16 protein-coding genes and 1 riboswitch are annotated in these 18843 nt (G+C 59.4%); of the genes, 8 read left to right on the top strand and 8 right to left on the bottom strand.

All coding sequences use genetic code 11. The features are described from left to right. Positions 1-106 precede the first annotated feature (106 nt). From AS026_RS19530 to AS026_RS19520, 3 genes are all read left to right on the top strand, one after another. The gene (locus AS026_RS19530) at positions 107-2620 is read left to right on the top strand and encodes a GcvT family protein (RefSeq protein ID WP_062371180.1); all 2514 of its coding nucleotides are present in this window, start codon (positions 107-109) and stop codon (positions 2618-2620) included. A 145-nt stretch (positions 2621-2765) separates the two neighbouring features. Beyond that, positions 2766-3596 (top strand): response regulator, encoded by an 831-nt coding sequence (locus AS026_RS19525; protein WP_062371177.1) that lies wholly within the window; start codon positions 2766-2768, stop codon positions 3594-3596. A 184-nt stretch (positions 3597-3780) separates the two neighbouring features. Next, complete coding sequence (locus AS026_RS19520) at positions 3781-5112, top strand: GGDEF domain-containing response regulator (protein ID WP_025660723.1); 1332 nt, start codon at positions 3781-3783, stop codon at positions 5110-5112. 15 nt (positions 5113-5127) lie between these two features. Here AS026_RS19520 and AS026_RS19515 read toward each other — a convergent pair whose 3' ends face one another. The 5 genes from AS026_RS19515 to AS026_RS19495 form a co-directional block, all read right to left on the bottom strand. Then, complete coding sequence (locus AS026_RS19515) at positions 5128-6147, bottom strand: GlxA family transcriptional regulator (protein WP_018854697.1); 1020 nt, start codon at positions 6145-6147, stop codon at positions 5128-5130. Positions 6148-6443: 296 nt separating this feature from the next. Next, positions 6444-6641 (bottom strand): hypothetical protein, encoded by a 198-nt coding sequence (locus tag AS026_RS19510; RefSeq protein ID WP_025660722.1) that lies wholly within the window; start codon positions 6639-6641, stop codon positions 6444-6446. 340 nt (positions 6642-6981) lie between these two features. Then, on the bottom strand, positions 6982-8136 hold the full coding sequence (locus tag AS026_RS19505) for a glycosyltransferase (protein WP_062371175.1): 1155 nt from the start codon (positions 8134-8136) through the stop codon (positions 6982-6984). A 194-nt stretch (positions 8137-8330) separates the two neighbouring features. Next, positions 8331-8558 (bottom strand): hypothetical protein, encoded by a 228-nt coding sequence (locus AS026_RS19500; RefSeq protein ID WP_025660720.1) that lies wholly within the window; start codon positions 8556-8558, stop codon positions 8331-8333. A 325-nt stretch (positions 8559-8883) separates the two neighbouring features. Then, entirely contained in the window at positions 8884-9684 is an 801-nt protein-coding gene (locus AS026_RS19495; protein ID WP_062371172.1) for a class I SAM-dependent methyltransferase, read from the bottom strand. Between the two features lie 324 nt (positions 9685-10008). Here AS026_RS19495 and AS026_RS19490 point away from each other — a divergent pair, with 324 nt between their 5' ends. After that, entirely contained in the window at positions 10009-10950 is a 942-nt protein-coding gene (locus AS026_RS19490) for a LysR family transcriptional regulator (RefSeq protein WP_025660718.1), read from the top strand. A gap of 88 nt (positions 10951-11038) precedes the next feature. Beyond that, a complete protein-coding gene (locus tag AS026_RS43470; protein ID WP_007788385.1) occupies positions 11039-11194 on the top strand; it encodes an entericidin domain-containing protein in 156 nt (51 codons plus the stop codon). A gap of 7 nt (positions 11195-11201) precedes the next feature. On the opposite strand, the gene AS026_RS19480 is transcribed toward AS026_RS43470, so the two are convergent. Both AS026_RS19480 and AS026_RS19475 read right to left on the bottom strand, forming a co-directional pair. After that, the gene (locus AS026_RS19480; RefSeq protein ID WP_025660717.1) at positions 11202-11549 is read right to left on the bottom strand and encodes a hypothetical protein; all 348 of its coding nucleotides are present in this window, start codon (positions 11547-11549) and stop codon (positions 11202-11204) included. 172 nt (positions 11550-11721) lie between these two features. Beyond that, positions 11722-12720, bottom strand: coding sequence for a glycine betaine ABC transporter substrate-binding protein (locus AS026_RS19475; protein ID WP_062371170.1), 999 nt, complete (start codon positions 12718-12720; stop codon positions 11722-11724). A gap of 520 nt (positions 12721-13240) precedes the next feature. On the opposite strand from AS026_RS19475, the gene AS026_RS19470 reads away from it, so the two are divergent. After that, the gene (locus AS026_RS19470) at positions 13241-14695 is read left to right on the top strand and encodes a cobyric acid synthase (RefSeq protein WP_062371167.1); all 1455 of its coding nucleotides are present in this window, start codon (positions 13241-13243) and stop codon (positions 14693-14695) included. Here AS026_RS19470 and AS026_RS19465 read toward each other — a convergent pair. Next, positions 14692-16482: a chloride channel protein gene (locus AS026_RS19465; protein WP_062371165.1), complete on the bottom strand. Its 1791-nt coding sequence runs from the start codon at positions 16480-16482 to the stop codon at positions 14692-14694. The genes AS026_RS19470 and AS026_RS19465 overlap by 4 nt on opposite strands. Positions 16483-16729: 247 nt before the next feature. Continuing rightward, a riboswitch (cobalamin riboswitch) is annotated at positions 16730-17126 on the top strand. Between the two features lie 129 nt (positions 17127-17255). Here AS026_RS19465 and cobU point away from each other — a divergent pair. Both cobU and cobW read left to right on the top strand, forming a co-directional pair. Further along, positions 17256-17780, top strand: a complete 525-nt coding sequence (gene cobU, locus AS026_RS19460; RefSeq protein ID WP_025660713.1) for a bifunctional adenosylcobinamide kinase/adenosylcobinamide-phosphate guanylyltransferase — start codon at positions 17256-17258, stop codon at positions 17778-17780. Between the two features lie 5 nt (positions 17781-17785). Then, positions 17786-18835 (top strand): cobalamin biosynthesis protein CobW, encoded by a 1050-nt coding sequence (gene cobW / locus AS026_RS19455; RefSeq protein WP_062371218.1) that lies wholly within the window; start codon positions 17786-17788, stop codon positions 18833-18835. The last annotated feature ends 8 nt before the right edge of the window (positions 18836-18843 follow it).

Genomic DNA, 18843 nt, shown 5'->3' with positions numbered 1-18843 from the left:
TCGTAAACAGGCATTTGGCAAGCCCGGCCTCGCTGCATAGTTCGCTAAGGCGATTTGCGTCGGCGGCATTCGTCGGACAGGTTAGTAGAACAGAGGGTAATTCTCCATGAAGACACATGCGCGCGCAGTGGTCATCGGCGGCGGCGTCGTTGGCGTTTCGACGCTTTATCACCTCGCCAAGAAGGGCTGGGACGATGTCGTCCTGATCGAACGCAAGGAACTGACCTCCGGTTCGACATGGCATGCCGCGGGTCTGCTGCCTTTGTTCAACATGAGCTACTCGGTCGGTCAGATCCACAAGTACTCGGTTCGGTTCTATCAGGAGCTTCAAAAGGAAACCGGCATGAATGTCGGTTTCAGCCAGGTTTCCAACATTCGTCTGGCGCGCACCAAGGATCGCTGGGACGAGTACATGTACTATGCCGGCATCGCGGAGACGATTGGCGTCAAGGTCAACGTACTGACGCCGGAGCAGGTCAAGGAGATTTGGCCGCTCTGCGAGACGGATGGTCTTCTCGGCGCGATCCAGCATCCCGATGACGGCTACATCCAGCCTGCAGATCTGACCCAGGCGCTCGCCAAGGGTGCGCGCGACCGCGGTGCCACGATCTATCGCAACACCACAGTCACCGCGATCGAGCAGCAGCATGATGGTCTCTGGAAGGTGACGACGGACAAGGGCGAGATCACGGCAGAGCACATCATCTCCTGTACCGGCAACTTTGCCCGCAAGACCGGAGAGATGGTCGGGATCAACATTCCGGTTATCCCGGTAGAGCACCAGTACATCGTCACCGAGCCGCATCCGGCGATCCTCGAGCGCAAGGCCAAGGGCCTGCCGGAGATGGGCGTGCTCCGCGAATCCGACAGCGCCTGGTACATGCGCGAAGAGAATGGCGGCCTCATTCTCGGGCCGTACGAGCACGGCGCGCCAGTCTGTTATGTCAACGGTCCGTCGGATGAGAGCGAGTACGAACTCTTCCAGGAAGAGCTCGATCGCCTGATGCCGCATATCGAGACCGCGATTGCCCGCGTCCCCGCTTTTGGTGAAGTCGGCATCAAGAAGGTCTATAACGGCGCGATCGCCTATACGCCCGATGGCAACCCGATTGTTGGTCCCGCACCGGGCCTCCGCAATTTCTGGCTCAACGAGGGGCACTCCTTCGGGATCACCGCAGCCGGTGGCGCCGGTTGGCAGTTGGCGGAATGGATCGTGGATGGCGAGCCGACCGTTGACATGATGGGCGTCGATCCGCGTCGTTTCGGTCCCTATGCGACCGAAGGCTACCTCATCGCCAAGAACGAAGAGGCCTACGCCAACGTCTTCACCATGCATTATCCTGATGAAGAGCGCGGTGCCGCTCGTCCGCTGAAGACGACGCCGGTCTACGATCGCCTGAAGAAGCTGGGTGCTGTTTTCGGCTCCGTCTATGGCTGGGAGCGCGCCAACTGGTTTGCACCTGAAGGCTACGACCTGCCGAAGGATCAGATTGGCGTTGGCGAGGATGTCCTCACCAACCATAATCACTCCGATCCTGAAGAGGATGGTCGCATCCTTGAACGCTGGTCGTTCCGGCGCTCGAACTACTTCGAGCATGTCGGCAACGAAGTCATGAATGTGCACAAGAATGTCGGTGTGCTCGACATGTCCGCCTTCGCCAAGATGGAAGTCTCCGGCCCCGGCGCACGCGCCTGGTTGGAATCGATCTTTGCCAACGCCATCCCGAAGAAGCGCGGTCGCATCGCGCTCTGCCACATGCTGACGGTTCACGGTGGCGTTCGCGCCGAGTTCACGGTCTACGAATGGGCTCCGAACCGCTTCTACCTTGTGTCAGCCGGCGCCTACGAGGCGCACGACCATGACTATTTGCGCCGGCTCGCGCCGACCGATGGTTCCGTTCGGCTGCAGCAGATCACGCCGCGACTCGGTGTGCTGGTGCTTGCCGGTCCCAAGTCGCGTGACCTGCTCAAGAAGCTCACGCGGACGAGCCTTGAGAACAAGGACTTCCCGTGGTTGTCGGGCAAGGAGATCTCGATCGGCGTTGCGAGCGCACATGCGCTGCGCGTCAATTTCGTCGGCGAGCTTGGCTGGGAATTGCATCATCCGATCGAGATGCAGAACTACATCTTCGACAAGCTGATGGAAGCCGGGGCCGAATTCGGCATCAAGCCGTTCGGTATTCGCGCGATGCTGTCGATGTCGATCGAGAAGTCCTACCGTCTCATCCCCCGCGAGATGTCGATCGAGTACAACGCCTATGAATCGGCGCTTGATCGCTTCATCAAGCCGGAGAAGGAGTTCCTCGGTCGTGAGGGGCTGTTGGCCTACAAGGACAAGGGGCTGAAGTGGAACTTCGCGACCCTCGTCGTCGAGACCGGCAACGATGTCGATGCCCGCGGTTCCGAAGCCATCTACAACGAGGCCGGCGAGCTCGTCGGACGTGCGACAAACGGCACCTTCGGCTTCCGCATCAATCGGTCGCTGGCGCTGGCGATGCTGCGTCCCGACTACGCCAAGGAAGGCACGAAGCTGAAGATCAAGATCCTCGGCACGACGTACAACGCCACCGTCGTCGGCGAGAGCCCCTTCGATCCGGACAACGCCGCGCTGAGGGCATAGTCCTTTAAGCATGTTTCGAAGAAAGTCAGGGCGGCCCTCGTGGCCGCCTTTTTGTTGGTCAGTGACCGCAGCCGATTAATACTTATTCAAACCGGCTACTGTACCGCTTTGAAGCGGGGATACTATTTTATCAAAAGGTTTCGAAATGGCGTTTTTGGGTATTTCAGGAATGCAATATTCCGGAGGCATGTTTGCCGGTGCGCGCATTATTCTCGCCGAGGATTCCAATGTCTTCACATCGATGATCGGCAGGCGGCTGAAGGAGCTTTTCGATATCGACGTGGAGATCTGCCGGAGTTTTGAAGAGCTGCAGCTGTCATATGACAAGTCCACCGACCCGATCACGCTTGCCATTTCCAACATCAATCTGCCCGGTGCCGAAAATGGCGAAGCATTGGAATATCTGGTCGATCTCAGCATCCCGACCATCGTCTTCACCGGCACGTTCCAAGAAGGTATGCGCGACAAGCTGATCGCCAAGGACATCGTCGATTACATCCTCAAGGACAATGTCTTCGCGGTTGATCTTCTTGCCGAATCGATCTGCCGCTTCCTTACCAATCATCGTCATCATGTTCTGATTGTCGATGACAGCGCTACGGCCCGCGCGCTGCTCTCGAGCCGCCTCAAGCGCTACAATTTCCGGGTCAACACCGCGGAGAGCGGCGCCAAGGCGCTCGAAATCCTCAAGGCGAATCGCGACATCGGCTTGATGATCACCGACTACAACATGCCCGATATCGATGGCTTCGAGCTGACGCGACGCATACGCGCCAACATCGGCTCGCACGAGTTGCGCATCATCGGCGTGTCGTCATCGTCCAACCGGCTTCTGTCGGCGCGGTTCCTCAAAGCCGGCGGTAACGACTTCATGCTGCGCCCATTCATCGACGAAGAGTTCTACTGCCGCGTCAACCAGAACCTCGACACGCTGCTGCAGATCCAGTCGATGCGCAGGGAGCGGGCCGTTGCCTGACGCACTTCCTGCGCTCGAGGATTGTAGGTGGGACGCATTCACGCCCCCGGAAACGGAGATTTATGCAATTTCCGGTGTTGCCAAGTCTCGATATCTTCTCAGGCGTGTTTCTGTGAGTTATCTTCATAAAAGTCGAGAAGACGGTCGATTCGGACTGCGGCGGCTTTCTGGGGGATAGGAGTGAATGGCGTTCCAGGAGGATCTCCATCGGGATGGATTCGGGCCACGTTTTGGTGGCCAGCGGGTACTCCTGGTTGAAGATTCCCGGATGTTTTCAGCGGTTCTGTGCCACCGGCTTCATGCAGAACTCGGCCTGAACGTCAAACCGTGCGCCTCCCTGAAAATCCTCGAAGAGACGATCGCCCAGTCGCCAAACGATTACACAATGTCGATTGTCGACCTCAATTTGCCGGACGCACCCTATGGCGAGGCGCTCGACTGCACCATACAGGCCAGTATCCCGACCATTGTCTTCACCGCCACTTTCGACCTCGATACGCGCAATCGCATCATGGAGCGCAATGTCATCGACTATGTGCTGAAAGACAACGAGTTCGCGCTCGATAGCGTTGTTGCCAGCGTCAGGCGGGCATTATCGAACAGGAAGATACGGGTGCTCGTGGTCGACGATGTCCCTTCCGCGCGCGAACTCCTGGTCGGGTTGCTCGAAGCGCAACAGTATATGGTTGTGGAAGCCGCTTCCGGCCTCGAGGCCTTCGCCGCGCTTGAGACCTACGACGATATCGAGGTCGTCATCACTGATCATCATATGCCCGACATGAGCGGTTGCGAGCTGACGCGGCGGATACGGCGGCACTTCTGCTCTGACCGGCTGCGGATCATCGGGGTTTCATCTTCGAGCGATCGCCTGCTCTCTGCGAGCTTCCTGAAGGCCGGCGCTTCGGATTTTCTCTATAGGCCGTTCGTGGCTGAGGAACTGCAGTGCCGGGTCGCCAACAACGTCGAGACTTTGGCGCAGCTGAAGCAGCTTCGGGCGGCTGCGGCCTGCGACTACCTCACTGGCCTCTACAATCGCCGCTACTTCTACGATCTCGGGCCGAAGCTGGTGAATGACTGCCTGCGCCAGAAGACCGCGGCCGCTGTCGCGATCCTCGACATCGATCATTTCAAGCGGTTGAACGATACATACGGGCACGAGATCGGAGACGAGGTGCTGAAGGCGGTCGCAGACCGGCTTGCAACGATCTTCGAGGGAAGCGACAACCTTCTTTCGCGCCTCGGTGGTGAGGAGTTTGCGATCTTGTTCCCGATGATGGATTCAATGGCCGCGAGCAAGCTGTGTGATGAGATACGGTCGGATATCTCACGCATGAAGGTGATGGCCGATGACGAGGAGCTTTCCGTCACCGTGTCGATCGGCGTTGCCGAGATTTCCGACTATGAAACCTTCGACAACTATCTCAATGCCGCCGACCAGTTTCTCTATATGGCCAAGCACAAAGGGCGCAATCAGGTCTATTCCGACGCGCGGATGACGGCGGAGGCGGCTCAATAGCCGCCCGGGCTGAGATCACGCGGCGATGGCCTGGCGTGCGGTTGCCATCGTCATCTTGCGTTCTGCGCGCTCCTGTTGCGGCGAGCGATGATAGAGTTCGCGATAACACTTGGAGAAGTGTGAGGCCGAAACGAAGCCACAGGCGACGGCGACTTCGACGACCGGCATGGAGGACTGCACCAGCAGGTGGCGGGCGCGATCCAGCCGTATTTCCAGATAATACCGCGCCGGCGAGCGCCCCATTTCCTGACGGAACAACCGCTCGATCTGGCGGCGTGACAGGTCGACGCCGTCCGCGATCTCAAGCAGCGACAGCGGTTCGGAGAGGTTGCCTTCCATCAGTTCGATGATGGAGAGAACCTTGGCATTCTGGACGCCGAGGCGCGCGCGCAGCGGCAGGCGCTGGCGATCGTTCGGGCTGCGGACGCGATCCGTCAGATGCTGCTCGCAGACCCGGTTCACCAGCGTTTCGCCGAAATCCTGGCCGATCAGATTCAGCATCATGTCCAGCGACGCCGTGCCGCCGGCGCAGGTGTAGAGATTACTGTCCACTTCATAGAGATCGGCATAGACCTCGGCCTGCGGAAAGGCTTCCGAAAAGCCCGGCAGGTTTTCCCAGTGGATAGCACAGCGCTTGCCGTTCAGAAGCCCCGCCTGTGCGAGGATGTGCGCGCCGGTACAAAGGCTGCCGACGGCGACGCCGCGGTTGTAGGATTCGCGCAACCAAGCACTGACGGACTTGTTGTTGAAGTCTTCGACATCGATGCCGGAACAGACCAGCACCATGCTCGGGCGATATTCGCCGCCGAGATTGCGGCGCTCATCGGCCAGCGACGTATTTGCCTCGACGCCGATGCCGCAGGAAGAATAGACCTTCTGCCCGTCAACCGAGGTCAGCCGCCACGTGTAGGCCTGGTAGCCGAGCATGCGGTTGGCTATGCGCAGGGTATCGATCGCCGCTGAAAAGGGCAGCATCGTAAACTGCGGAACCATGAAGAAGACGAGAGAGCGTTGCTTGTGCGACATCTTGTTCATGAGACAAATCCGTGCTGGAGGTGCGAATGCACTATTCGTTGCTTGGAATACGTCGTTTCGATATCCTGAAAGCGACATTCTCATGGATAAATGCGGCCGCAAAGAGCAAATTTGCGACATTGCTGAAATTGACGATGGTCAAATGACGTTTGCGTTCTTCAAAAGTTCGAAAAAGGTGCTCGAAGAAAATATATGTGTCTGAAATTCAAGATTTAATTAGGAGCCCCTAAAGACGGAGAAAGCGGCGCTGCACGAAGGCGGGCGCCGCTCTCACGCGGGGAGGAATGTCGGATTCATTACATAACCTTGCGTTCATCCGCGCCATCCGCCGACGGCCAGCCAATGTCCTTACGCATGTCGAAGGGCATGGATTCGATTTCGCGGGCGGCCTGCCACTGGTGCCAAGCATGAACCAGCTTGCGGGCATAGTCGACAATATGCGCATGAACTTCGCTTGAGGACGCCTTGGTGTGCCTGAAGGTAATCGTCGTCATAGCCGTTCCTTTCTTCGTCGGATGACGCCTTGTTTGATGAGTAAAATATGGGTGTTTTCGTCCCATCAATCAAACGAATAGCATTTATGGATATCATCAGTGATTTTGAACGATGGCGACGCGCGGCGGATTGGATATCCGCCGACACGGCCAATTCAATTCGAGGGGCGTCGTGCCTACCGGCGGCGCGGGAGGAGCCGCCAGGCATGGTGTTGATCTAAAGGGAGATGCGGGCACAGCGCTGCCGGCGGAACAGTGGCCGATCTGGCGGGGCGGATTCATATGTCCCGAGGGCAACTTGGGCGGCTGGCGGCCGCCGCGGTATGTCGATTGCCCTAGTTTAGGGGCCTGCAATCGGTTCGGCTACTCCACCCTCCAGGCGCGATTCCTGCGATCTGATCACCATAATGTTTCCGCGCCAATCGAAACTGCCTCTCAACCAACTCCGTGTCCAGATCGCTGGCTGCAAGACATCGCGGGTAACCATTGCGAGGAGTGACAGCAGGGATAGGTGCCAATGCTTGCGGGCTGCAAGAATAAGTTCCGGCGCGTAGGCGGTGCATAAGACTGCCAGGGTTGTAGTAACGAGACTGGTGCCGGAAACGACGGCAGCGCTCAGGCCCAGCAATAGGGGAGGAACTACGCCAAGCAGGATCTCCGGCGCGAAGAAGTGCGGGAAAGTGACGCGTCTCAGCCGCGCCCAACGAGACTGCCTGGCCCAGAGCTCGCGGAAGGTCCTTCTGCCTAGGGGCTGCTCGAATGGTCCGGCGACGAGATGCACCTTGAGGCCCATGCTGTTGACCAGCTTTGTGGCGGCGGCGTCTTCTGCGATCTCGGCCGCAAGGGCTTGGATGCCACCGTGGGCGTCGAGGATCGTCTTTTGCCAGAGCATGCTCTTGCCTTGCGCGAAGCCGAATCCAAGCGCTTCCCCGGCATATTGCCAACGGGCTTGGTGGGTGTTGAGAAAAGCACATTCGACCTCCGCCCAAAATCCGCTCGGACGGGAGCCAAGTGGCGTCGAGCAAACGAGGCCGCTGTCGGGTCGCCATGCGGCCATAAGGCGTGCGAGATAGCTCGCCGGCATCAGGACATTGGAATCGGCAAGGACGACCCATTCATGCGCCGCCGCGCTCCAGCCCTTGACGCAGTTGTTGAGTTTCGGATTTGCGCTGATGCGGTCATCCCCGATCAAAATCCTTGCATTTGCCAGCGGCCTTGCTCGGAGGGTGTTCTCCGCCAGACCAATGATCGGATCGGCCTTGTCTGCAACGCAAAAAATGACTTCGTAGTCGGGCCAATCCAGGATCAGCGCGCTTTCGAGTGTTTCCCGCGAGAACTGTTCTATGCCGCAAAGGGGTATCACGATCGAGACAGGCGGACGCACAGCGACACTTGGCGTCTTGTCTTGGCGGGACCGAATTCGCCATCCCGCGATCATAAGGCTGAGGGTATTGGCTGCCAGCAGGGCACCGGCGACGGCAATGATATACAGCATCAGTCATTCCAGCGGTGAACAGCGCCGGAATGAAAACGAGTCTCAGCGCTCGGTGAGTCAAAACATCACCGTCAGATGACGCGATGATGACATCTACCCAACGGTGACGCCTCAGTCATGCGAAGATCCACAGGATCTGTCTGCCGACGAGGGCCGGCTTGCCCGCCGCGACGCCGATGCCGACAGGCCCCGGCTCAGTGTTTCTTCCTCAACGCCCTCTGGATCTTCACAACCTCACCCTTCATCAAGATCAGGAAGTGCTTCTTGTCGAGGCGATTGGCGACGTCGCCATCCATTGTCATGTAATCGGTTCTGGGCCTAGGGATGGCTTCATCGGCAACCCTGATCTGTTCGATGACAATGCAGGGATTTCCTGCGCCGCCCGTGCATTTGAACCGCCGCGTCTCCTGATACTGTGACATCAACGCCCCTCCTAGCTGACAGCAAGCATCATCGTTTCCGACGCGGCGATTTCAAGTTTTATTTTAGTCATTACTGAAATAGATGGAGGGGAGATCGTCGAGATGAGCGGACAAAGCCCGGTGCTGCTTCGGACAGCGCCGGGCCTCTGCGACTGCAGTTGAGGGAAACGCAGTCAGCGCAACGACAAAGCAAAGCGTGCGTTGCCCAGAAGGAACGCCTCCTTGCATCGGATGTTCCGACAATTCGAGGCATTGTCGGACGAGCCGTGTTTTGGTGCGCGCCTTCGCGCGTCGGCACAACGAGCGGCTGCCGTGCGCGTGATATCTACCGTGGCGCCTCGGCGGTGAACACCAGCGCTGACATCGGCCCTTCGATCGGACCATTGCCGAAAGCCTGCTCGAGAGCCGCCGTGACTCGTGCCACGACGTCGAATTTCGGGTTGCGGGCTTCGATTTCCATGCGGAGCGGACTGCCCTTGCAGAAGGCGGTTGCGGCGTCCCTTGCCGAGGACGCATGGGCAGTTTTTTCGACCTTGGTGAAAGCGGCCGACTCGAATCCGGCCCGTTTGAGTTCCGAGAGGATCGCCTCGGCATCAAAATAGCTGTGCGGCGTTCGCCGGAAGAAGTCCAGCGGATCTTCTGGAAACAATGCATCCGTCTCAGTCATCATGACCTTTGCGAAGGCGTTGCTCTCGAGGGAGTCCCAGGTGCTGAAGAGAAAGGTCCCTTGCGGCTTGAGCACGCGGAGGATTTCGCGGTAGGCGCGTTGCTTATCGGGAAAGAACATGACACCGAACTGGCATGTGACGGTGTCAAAGATCTGATCGGGAAAGGGCAGGCTCAACGCGTCAGCCTGTCGCCATGCGATATGCCCGCCAGAATGTCTCAATGCGGCGACATCCAGCATCGCCTGGTTCAAATCGGTGGCGATGATTTGGGCGTCCGGAAGCGCCGACGATATCGCGCGCGTGAGGGCCCCGGACCCTGCTGCGACTTCGAGAACGCGGTGCGGATGAACCGATGCCAGGCGCTGCGCCAGATCGGCGGCATAAGGGTCAAACAGGATCGGCACCAGATACCGATCGTATGCTGCAGGGATATCGCCTTGGAAACACGCATCGTTCATCGCGATCGTCCTTACGCTCCGTCGCCGCGCCCGGAGCGTATATTAGAACCTTTCGATGCGTCTTTGAAGCCGGTGGCGGCGCTCGCATCTTCAGCGAGGGACGGTCATACCTAGTGCCTGTAGGTCGAGGTCATCAGCGAGATGCCTCGGCAGCCGAGCCAACTGATCTCGTGTGCGATTGCGTGTCTGACGTGAGATCTGACGAGATCTGAATGCGTAGAAGATGTCGAAGATTACAATGAGCGTGTTCATCGCGGCCTCCTTTCATCAGTACTAGCCGCTATGCACCAAGGGTATTGTCGGGTTGACTTTCAATCAAACAAAATGATATGGAAGTCAAATTCAGAAAAATTGAAAGATGTGACGATGAGCATTCCCTTTCGCCGTCCCATTCCTTTGCTTGACAACGACGTGCTGCGCACCTTCGTTGCCATTGCAGAGACCGGCAATTTTTCCACGGCCGCGGAAGCCGTCTATCGGACGCCGTCGGCGGTATCCATGCAGATCAAGAAGCTGGAAGAGCAACTCGGCGCCACGCTGTTTCTGCGTGATGCGCGATCGGTCAGTCTGACCCAGCATGGCGAAGTGCTGCTCTCCTACGCGCGCAACATCCTCGCTCTGTCGAACGAGGCCGTCTCGCGGTTCATCATGCCCGAGCTGAGCGGCGTGGTGCGGCTCGGCGCGCCTGAAGATATCGGCGAACGGCTGCTGCCGAATATCCTGAAAAGCTTCGCAGAGAGTTTCCCGAGCATCATGGTCGATGTCACCATTGACATGAGCATCGGCCTCAAGAAGCGCATGGAAGAGCAGCGCCTGGACCTGGCACTGATCAATTGCGCGACGCGTCCGCTGCCGACGGATGGGGAGATCGTCTTCCGCGAGAGGCTTGTATGGGCCGGTGCCAAATGTGGTACGGCGCACCGCCGCGATCCGCTGCCGATCTCGATCTGGGAGGATGGCTGCATTTGGCGCTCTGAGGCACTGTCTCAGCTTGAGCGAATGAAGCGCGGCTATCGTGTCGCTTTTCTTAGCGGTCACACCATGGCCCAGCGAGCGGCCGTCGTTTCCGACCTCGCGATCGCGCCCCTGCCGCGCTCCTATGTCACTGATGAGATGACAATTCTCGGCGTGCAGGAGGGGCTACCCGAACTCGGTTCCTTCGACATCAGGCTGCTCACTGCGTCACAGATGAACAACCCGATGCGGGCGGTAGCCGATAGCATCCGCTTTGCCTTTGCGGAAAAAGCCAAGGCCGTAGCGGCTTGACAACTTAGTACGGACCTCTTTTCTTCCTCTGGGGTTTAATGCGCGCGGAGTCACCCGCGCGTGGACGATTGAAAAGAAGGATTTCGCAATGACGACAATGGCCAAGATCGGCTCCGCCCTCGCAATTCTGCTCGTGCTTTCTTCGTGTGGAAACACAATCCGCGGCATCGGTCGCGACACGGCAAATGCCGTAAACGCGACTCAGGATGCAGGTCGTTCGGTCGGTCGCGCGGCCACCAGGTAAGACGGCGTCAGATCACCGCCGGCGGGTAGGCCCTTTCCAGCCCGCCGGAACGCGAAAGCCCACTCCGGAACGCCGCATAGGCCGGGTGCTGGCTTGATTTCGCAGCCTCCATGAGGCGTATCTGCAGGCGGGCCGGCGCTGCGCCGCCAATCCATTTCCCAAGGCTCTCGAGTTTCAGCGTATTCAGGAATGGCGCGCTCGCGGCATTGTTCAGGTGACGGTGAAGACCATTGATGACGTTCTCGTCCTGTGCCGCATTTTCCATCAGCAGGGAGACGTAGGATTTTTCCTGCTCCTCCAGGCTGGCAAGCTTCGAGGCGATTGTGTCGCGGTCGGGAAACGGGGCGGATGTCATCTTTTTTCTCTTCGTCTGGGCAAGCAGCTTGGCACGATTGTGTGCCGCCGCTTACAGGAAACCGATACCGTCAGAAGACGGCTGCTCCTTTTGCCCGCTCACTCTTGCGCGAATCCTGCGCTGACCAATCGAAGAATATTGCACCGTCTGGTGAGCGATTGCTTTGCTCTTCCTAGAGCCCGGCCTTGACCTTTTGCGCGACATCGGCAGGAACCCATTTGGTCCATAGCGCGGCGTAGTTCTGGAGGAAGTAGACGGTGGCTTCCTCGTTGCTCTTGTGGTTGTCATCCTGCCAGGCGAGCACTTCGTTGATTGTCGTATTGTCCCACGAGCGGAGCTTCAGGTAATCCATGGCCGGTCCGGCACGGTCGGCGAAGGCTTTGGTGACAATCGTAAAGGCCCGTGAGACGGGATAGGAATTCACCTGCGGCCGCGCGCAGCCGGGGACAGATGTGCACTTATCCCATTCTGCCTTGTCATGACCCACGCCGAAGCTCAGGCGCGTCATGTCGTATTTGCCGAGGACGGCCGTGGGTGCCCAGTAATAGCCAAGCCAGCCCTCCTTTTTCTGGAAGGCGTTTGCGATAGAATCATCAAGGTCCTGTGGGCTGCCGGTTTCGATCAACTGAAACCCGCTCTTCTCGGCGTCCAGCGCGCGGAACAGGTTGGATGTCGAAATCTGACAGCTCCAGCCGACGGGGCAACTAAAGACGGCGCCCTGCGATGCATTTCCCGGCGCGGGGAAGAGTTCCGGATGCTTGAGCGCATCCTGTACGCTGCGGATATTGGGGTTAGCGTCGGCGACGAATTTGGGTATCCACCAGCCTTCGACAGCTCCCTCCGAAAGGATTTCCGCCGCCAGGATCAGCCTGCCCTCCTTGACCGCACCGTCGAGTTCTGTGCGGACGGAATTGATCCAGAACTCCGAAGCGATATCCGGCTCACCGTTCTCGTTCATCGACAGGAAGGTCGGCATCGTGTCGCCCGGGACGATTTTGACAGAGCAGCCATAACCCTTCTCAAGAATGAACCTGTCGAAGTTGGCCGCAATACCCGCCGAAGCCCACTTCATTTCAGCGATGGTGACGTTGCCGCATTCGGCAGCCTGCGCAGTCGTAGCGGCCGCACAGATTCCTGCGGCGAGCAGGATCGACGTGCAGAGAGATCTCATTTGCCTTCCCATTCTTGCTGCCCCGCCACAACTAGGCGTTCCGCGTCTTGCGGAGATCTTTATCCTGTTTGTCCGGCTATTGCTGTGGCGCTCGTCTTGATGCCTTGGAATGGCAGCCTACGCGTTCGGCTGTGGAAATCAATCGTTCTTCTGTGCATGAGGCGTGAAGTCTAAGCGTCTGATTTGAAAACGTATTGCCAGCCCCACCAAAAGGTTACCACGAGCGTCCCAAAGCCGGAAAATGCCGAAATTCATCTTTGCTTAGGGAGTTGCTAACCGTCCGGTAACAATGTGGCGCTATCTGTTCTTCCGTGGCGGGGGACACCGCCGCTTCTCCGGATCAGGTAATGCGTCCCGGAGAACGTGAGCTTCGCCGTGTATGGGCGAATGCGCCAGCGTATTTCGGCAGGCCGCGCTACCCTAAGCGGGTGACGTGGCCTTCGCATTTTCGGCGCTTGCGATTGACCACGGCAGAGAGGCCGTTGTAGGCCGGGGTCGGGTTCTCCGGAGTTCCGTGACAATGACCAAGGCCATCATGCTGCAAGGGACCGGCTCCGATGTCGGCAAGACCGTTCTTGTCGCGGGGCTTTGCCGTCTTGCTGCCAATCGTGGCCTTTCGGTCCGTCCCTTCAAACCGCAGAACATGTCGAACAATGCCGCGGTCGCCGACGACGGCGGCGAGATCGGCCGGGCGCAATGGCTGCAGTCGCTTGCCGCGCGTGTGCCGTCCTCGGTGCACATGAATCCTGTATTGCTCAAACCGCAATCCGAATACGGCAGCCAGATCATCGTTCAGGGCAAGGTCTGGGGGCAGGCCAAGGGACGGGACTATCAGAAACTCAAGCCAGCGCTCCTCGACTACGTGATGCAGAGCTTTTCGGCCGTTTCGGCCGGAGCGGATCTTGTGATCGTGGAAGGCGCAGGTTCGCCCGCCGAAATAAATCTCAGGGCCGGCGATATCGCCAATATGGGATTTGCCACCCGTGCCGGTGTGCCTGTCGTGCTTGTCGGCGATATTGACCGCGGGGGCGTGATCGCCTCGCTGGTTGGGACGCATACGATCCTCTCCGAGGGCGACCGGGCAATGATATCCGGCTACCTCATCAACAAGTTCCGTGGCGACGTCTCGCTCTTTGATACGGGTATCGATGCGGTGCGCCGCTTCACCGGATGGCCATGCTTCGGTGTCGTGCCGTGGCTCAAGCACGCTTCGCGTCTGCCGGCCGAGGACTCGGTGGCGTTGGAACGCCTCGCACGCGGCGGCACGGGGGCACTCAAGGTCGCCGTGCCGGTCTTTACCCGCATCGCAAATTTCGACGATCTCGACCCCTTGAAGGCGGAGCCGGATGTCGATTTGGTTTTCGTCCGCGCGGGCGAGCGGCTGCCTGCGGACGCGCGGCTGGTGATCTTGCCCGGTTCGAAATCAACGATATCAGACCTGGCTGATATGCGTGCGCAGGGTTGGGATGCCGACATACTGGCCCATGTGAAGCGGGGTGGTCGGGTGATCGGGATTTGCGGCGGCTATCAGATGCTCGGGCGCAAGGTCCATGATCCCCTGGGCATCGAGGGACATGCGGTGGATATGGCGGGCCTCGGGCTGCTTGACGTCGAGACGGAGATGGCGCCTGAAAAGACCGTCCGCAACAGTGTTGCGACAGCAGTGGAGGACGGGTCCCCGCTTTCCGGCTACCAGATCCATCTCGGTATCACCTCCGGCGAAGACTGTGGCCGGCCGTTCGCGATCGTCGATGGCAGGCCGGATGGCGCGGTATCGGCAGACGGCCGAATTGCGGGAACCTATCTGCATGGGCTGTTCGCCAGCGACATCTACCGTTCTCGCTTGCTGCGCAGCTTTGGCCTTTCGGGCGACACGAATGACTATCGTGCCGGCGTCGAGAAAGCCCTGGACGACGTTGCGGCCGAGCTGGAAGCCTGTCTTGACCGGCGCTGGCTGGACGAACTTCTCGGCTAGATCTCGCCGGATATTTCGCGGCGGCGGCGATCGAGTTCTTCGCTGTAACGGCGCAGCGTATGCGCCTCGCTCAACTGGCCGACAACCTTGCGCTCAATCAGATTGTTGACGACGGCGAGCGCTTCGCTTTCGGTCTTGTCGAAGATGGCGGCTGCCTGCTTGGCGTTCATCTGCGGCTGCAGGAAATCGTTCTTGTAGCGGATGAATTCGCTGAGATCCTTGCCGGTTTCGTCGGTATCGGTCAGGTTCGCGTAAATCTCCGGAACGAGCACGAGGCCGCTGTACTTGCCGGTACCATCGACCAGGACGACCCGCTGCGCCGAGCCGATGGGGAAGCGTTCCTTGAACTCATCGATCGAGAGAGCGGCATTGGCGGTCTTCACATCGGCGCGCATCAGCCGGTCAACCGTTAGGTTGCGGATCCAGCCGACATCGTGCGCGCTGCGAATGCTCTCGCCGCGCAGGTGGAAGCGCCATGTTGCGAAGGAGTAGCCGAAGGTGCTGCGGACGACGAGCGAGGAGGTGATGACCGACGCCAGCACAAGCGCCGTGATCGGAAAGTCGCCGGTAATTTCGAGAGCAAGGAACGTCATCGTCAGCGGCCCGCCGATGACGGCGACCGCAAGCGAACTCATGCCGACGACCGCGTAGATGACCGGTGTCAGCGTAGCGTGAGCGAAGTAGGGGGCGGAATAGGCGAAGAACTTGCCTACCAGCGCGCCCATGAACAGCGACGCGAAGAACAGACCGCCTCTGAAGCCCGAACCGATCGAGATCGCGGAGGCGAAGGCTTTCAGGAGGAACAGGCCCACGAGCACCGGAATCGCGACGTCGCGCCCGAGGTTGAGGTGGAGCGCGCCATGTCCTGCCGACAGCACCTGCGGTGTGATCAGCGCGAGGAGGCCAACGACGATGCCGCCAAGGGCAGGGCGCAGCGGCGTCGCGATCGAACTCCGGCGAGCCAATTCCTCGATCCAGGCAACGCCCTGCATGATCATGATACCGACACCCGCACAGAATGCGCCGAGCAGGAGAGCCGGGACGTAATCAGCCGGCATGACCGTACCGAATTCGCCAACGTCGATCAGGAAATCGCTGCCACCGAGCAGCCGAGCCACCAGCGTCGAAACCAGCGCAGAAACCACAACCGGCGTTAGCGAGACGATGGTGTACGAGCCGATGATGAGCTCGAAGGCGTAGAATGCGCCGGTCAGCGGGGCATTGAAGGCAGCGGCAATCGCACCCGCTGCGCCGCACCCAACGAGAACGCGCAGGTCCGAGCGGCGAAGCTGCAGCTTCAGCCCGAGCTTCGAGGCCAGTCCGGCCGCCAGTTGCGTGTAGCCGGCTTCCAGGCCGACGGAGGCCCCGAAACCATTAGAAATAAGATTTTGGACTGCGACCAGAATGCTATCGGTGAGAGATAGCCGACCGCCATGCAGTGCGTTCGCCTCGATCGGGTCCACCATCGGCTTCTTGCGGGTCTTGGCAAGCACGAACAGCAACAGACCCAGGAGAATGCCGCCGCAGACCGGCGCCGTCAGCAACAGCAGCTTGTTGTCGATCTGCGACGAACTCAGTCTCTCGACGTCGCTGATTCCGAAGATCAGGCTGTGCATTTCGCGGGAAATGAGACCCATACCGGTCACCGCCAAACCCGATATGACACCGACGATCGCGCCGGCGATGACCATCCCCATCTCGCTGCGGCGCAGCAGGGCGCGCATCCGCCCGATATCGAGAAGGGTATGAAACGGACCGAAGCGGCGAATATCGATTTTGAGGAGCATGGCAGGAAAACTAGGCGGGCGCAGGCGCGTTCAAGTGCGAGGAAGGGAGGGGCAAATCAGTGGCGCGACCCGCTTGCGATGCAATTGCGGCAAAAGACCGGCGCGGACAATAATTATTTATGACGTAAGCCACTGATAAAAGACGATAAATCTTGTAGAGTAGGTCGACTTGACAGCGTTTCGCGGCGATGACGGCAATCTTAGGAGCGACGGCTTTTGATTGACTTCAGGAGTGGCCTTGCCTAACGATGACGCCATAACGGATGGTTCCGGACCGGTTGAATCGGTGCGGATGAAAAGGGAATGTGAAGCGGTGGACCCAATTCGGGCACCGTCATCATAGTCGACCCCGCGACTGTAGAGCGGTCAGGGTTTTCCGTCCGGCGTTGGTTTCGCGTGGCTGACAGCCTGCAAGGGTGCAGGCGGGCTGTGCGAAAGTGGCGACGGAAAAGTCACTGGCAGTGCATCATGATCAACCGGGGCAGGACGCCTCTTACGTCTACGAATCGTCCGCCTTTTCATGAAATGCAGCCGGGAAGGCGAGGAAGATCCGCTGGCACGATCTGGGGCGACCGGTTTCCGGTTTGCCCCGATCGCGGCCAAGACCCGCGAGCCAGGAGACCTGCCAACTGTGCCGGGCGAAAAGCCCATTCCTGGGTGATGCCCGCTGCCAGCACGGAGGTTGTCATGGCTGAAAGACAGATTTGCCGGCTGCGCTCCGCAGTCGTTCCGGTCTCTCGCGGAAGGCTTCCGAAGATCGGTCAGCGTTTTCCATGAGCCCGATATCATCAGGCGCGACTTTCATCCTGGGCGGCGCGCGCTCGGGCAAATCGCGTTTTGCCGAGCAACTGGTCGTCTCGAGCGGCCTGGAGCACCATTACGTGGCGACGGGTCGGGCTTGGGACGACGAGATGCGCGCCCGGATCGACAAGCACAAAGCCGATCGCGGCGATCTCTGGCATACCCATGAAGAGCCGCTGGATCTTGTCGGCTGCCTGCGGGCGATCGATGGCGAGAAGCGGGCAGTTTTGGTGGATTGCCTGACGCTTTGGATCACCAATCTGATGATGGAAGACCGCGACATAGGGGCGGAATTTGCCTCGCTTGTGGCGTATCTGCCGACGGCACAAGCCCGTCTCGTCATCGTTTCCAATGAGGTCGGTCTCGGTATCGTGCCGGAAAACCGCATGGCGCGGGAGTTTCGGGACCATGCCGGCCGTCTGCATCAAATGATCGCGGCCGAGGCCGTGGATGTGTATTTTATCGCGGCTGGACTGCCGTTGAAGATGAAGGGTTGAATTTCATGAACCAGCAGAAAATTCCGGCGACCGTGATCACGGGTTTCCTCGGCGCCGGCAAGACGACGATGATCCGCAATCTGCTCTCCAATGCCAACGGTAAGAAGATCGCGCTTATCATCAACGAATTCGGCGATCTCGGCGTCGACGGCGACGTGCTCAAGGGCTGCGGCGCAGAGAACTGCACCGAGGATGACATCATCGAGCTCACCAATGGCTGCATCTGCTGCACGGTTGCCGACGACTTCATTCCGACGATGACCAAGCTTCTGGAGCGCGAACAGCGCCCCGACCATATCGTTATTGAAACATCCGGTCTCGCGCTGCCGCAGCCGCTCGTTGCGGCGTTCAACTGGCCTGATATCCGCACGCAGGTCACCGTCGATGGCGTCGTTACCGTTGTCGACAGCGCCGCCGTTGCCGCAGGCCGCTTCGCGGACGATCACGATGCCGTCGAGGCTCGTCGGGTCGAAGACGAGTCGCTCGACCATGAGAGCCCGATCGAGGAGCTTTTCGAGGACCAGCTGACCTGCGCCGATCTGATCGTACTCAACAAGACCGACCTTCTCGACACCGCCGGCCTTGGTCGCGTGCGCGATGAGGTTGCTTCCCGTATCGCTCGCAAGCCTGTCATGATCGAGGCGCGCAATGGCGAGGTTCCGGCAAGCGTGCTGCTCGGGCTCGGCGTCGGTACGGAAGACGATGTGGTCAATCGCAAGTCCCACCATGAACTCGAACACGAGGACGGCGTGCCGCACGATCATGACGAGTTCGACAGCTTCGTGGTCGAGCTTGGTCCTGTTGCCGATCCGGCAGCCTTCGTGGATGCGCTGAGGGGCATCATCGGCGAACATGACGTGCTGCGGCTCAAGGGCTTCGTCGATGTTCCCGGCAAGCCGATGCGCCTGCAGTTGCAGGCGGTCGGCAGCCGGATCGACCACTATTTCGATCGCGCCTGGGCGCCGGGCGAAGCACGCGGCACCCGTCTTGTCGTCATCGGCTTGCACGAGATGGACGAAGCGGCGGTGCGCAAGGCGATCGAAGCGCTGGCATAAGGCAAGAC

This window comes from Rhizobium altiplani (assembly GCF_001542405.1).
GTDB classification, from domain to species: domain Bacteria; phylum Pseudomonadota; class Alphaproteobacteria; order Rhizobiales; family Rhizobiaceae; genus Rhizobium; species Rhizobium altiplani.
Note: the sequence above shows the minus strand (reverse complement) of the source record. Positions and strands in the feature narration are given on the sequence as shown.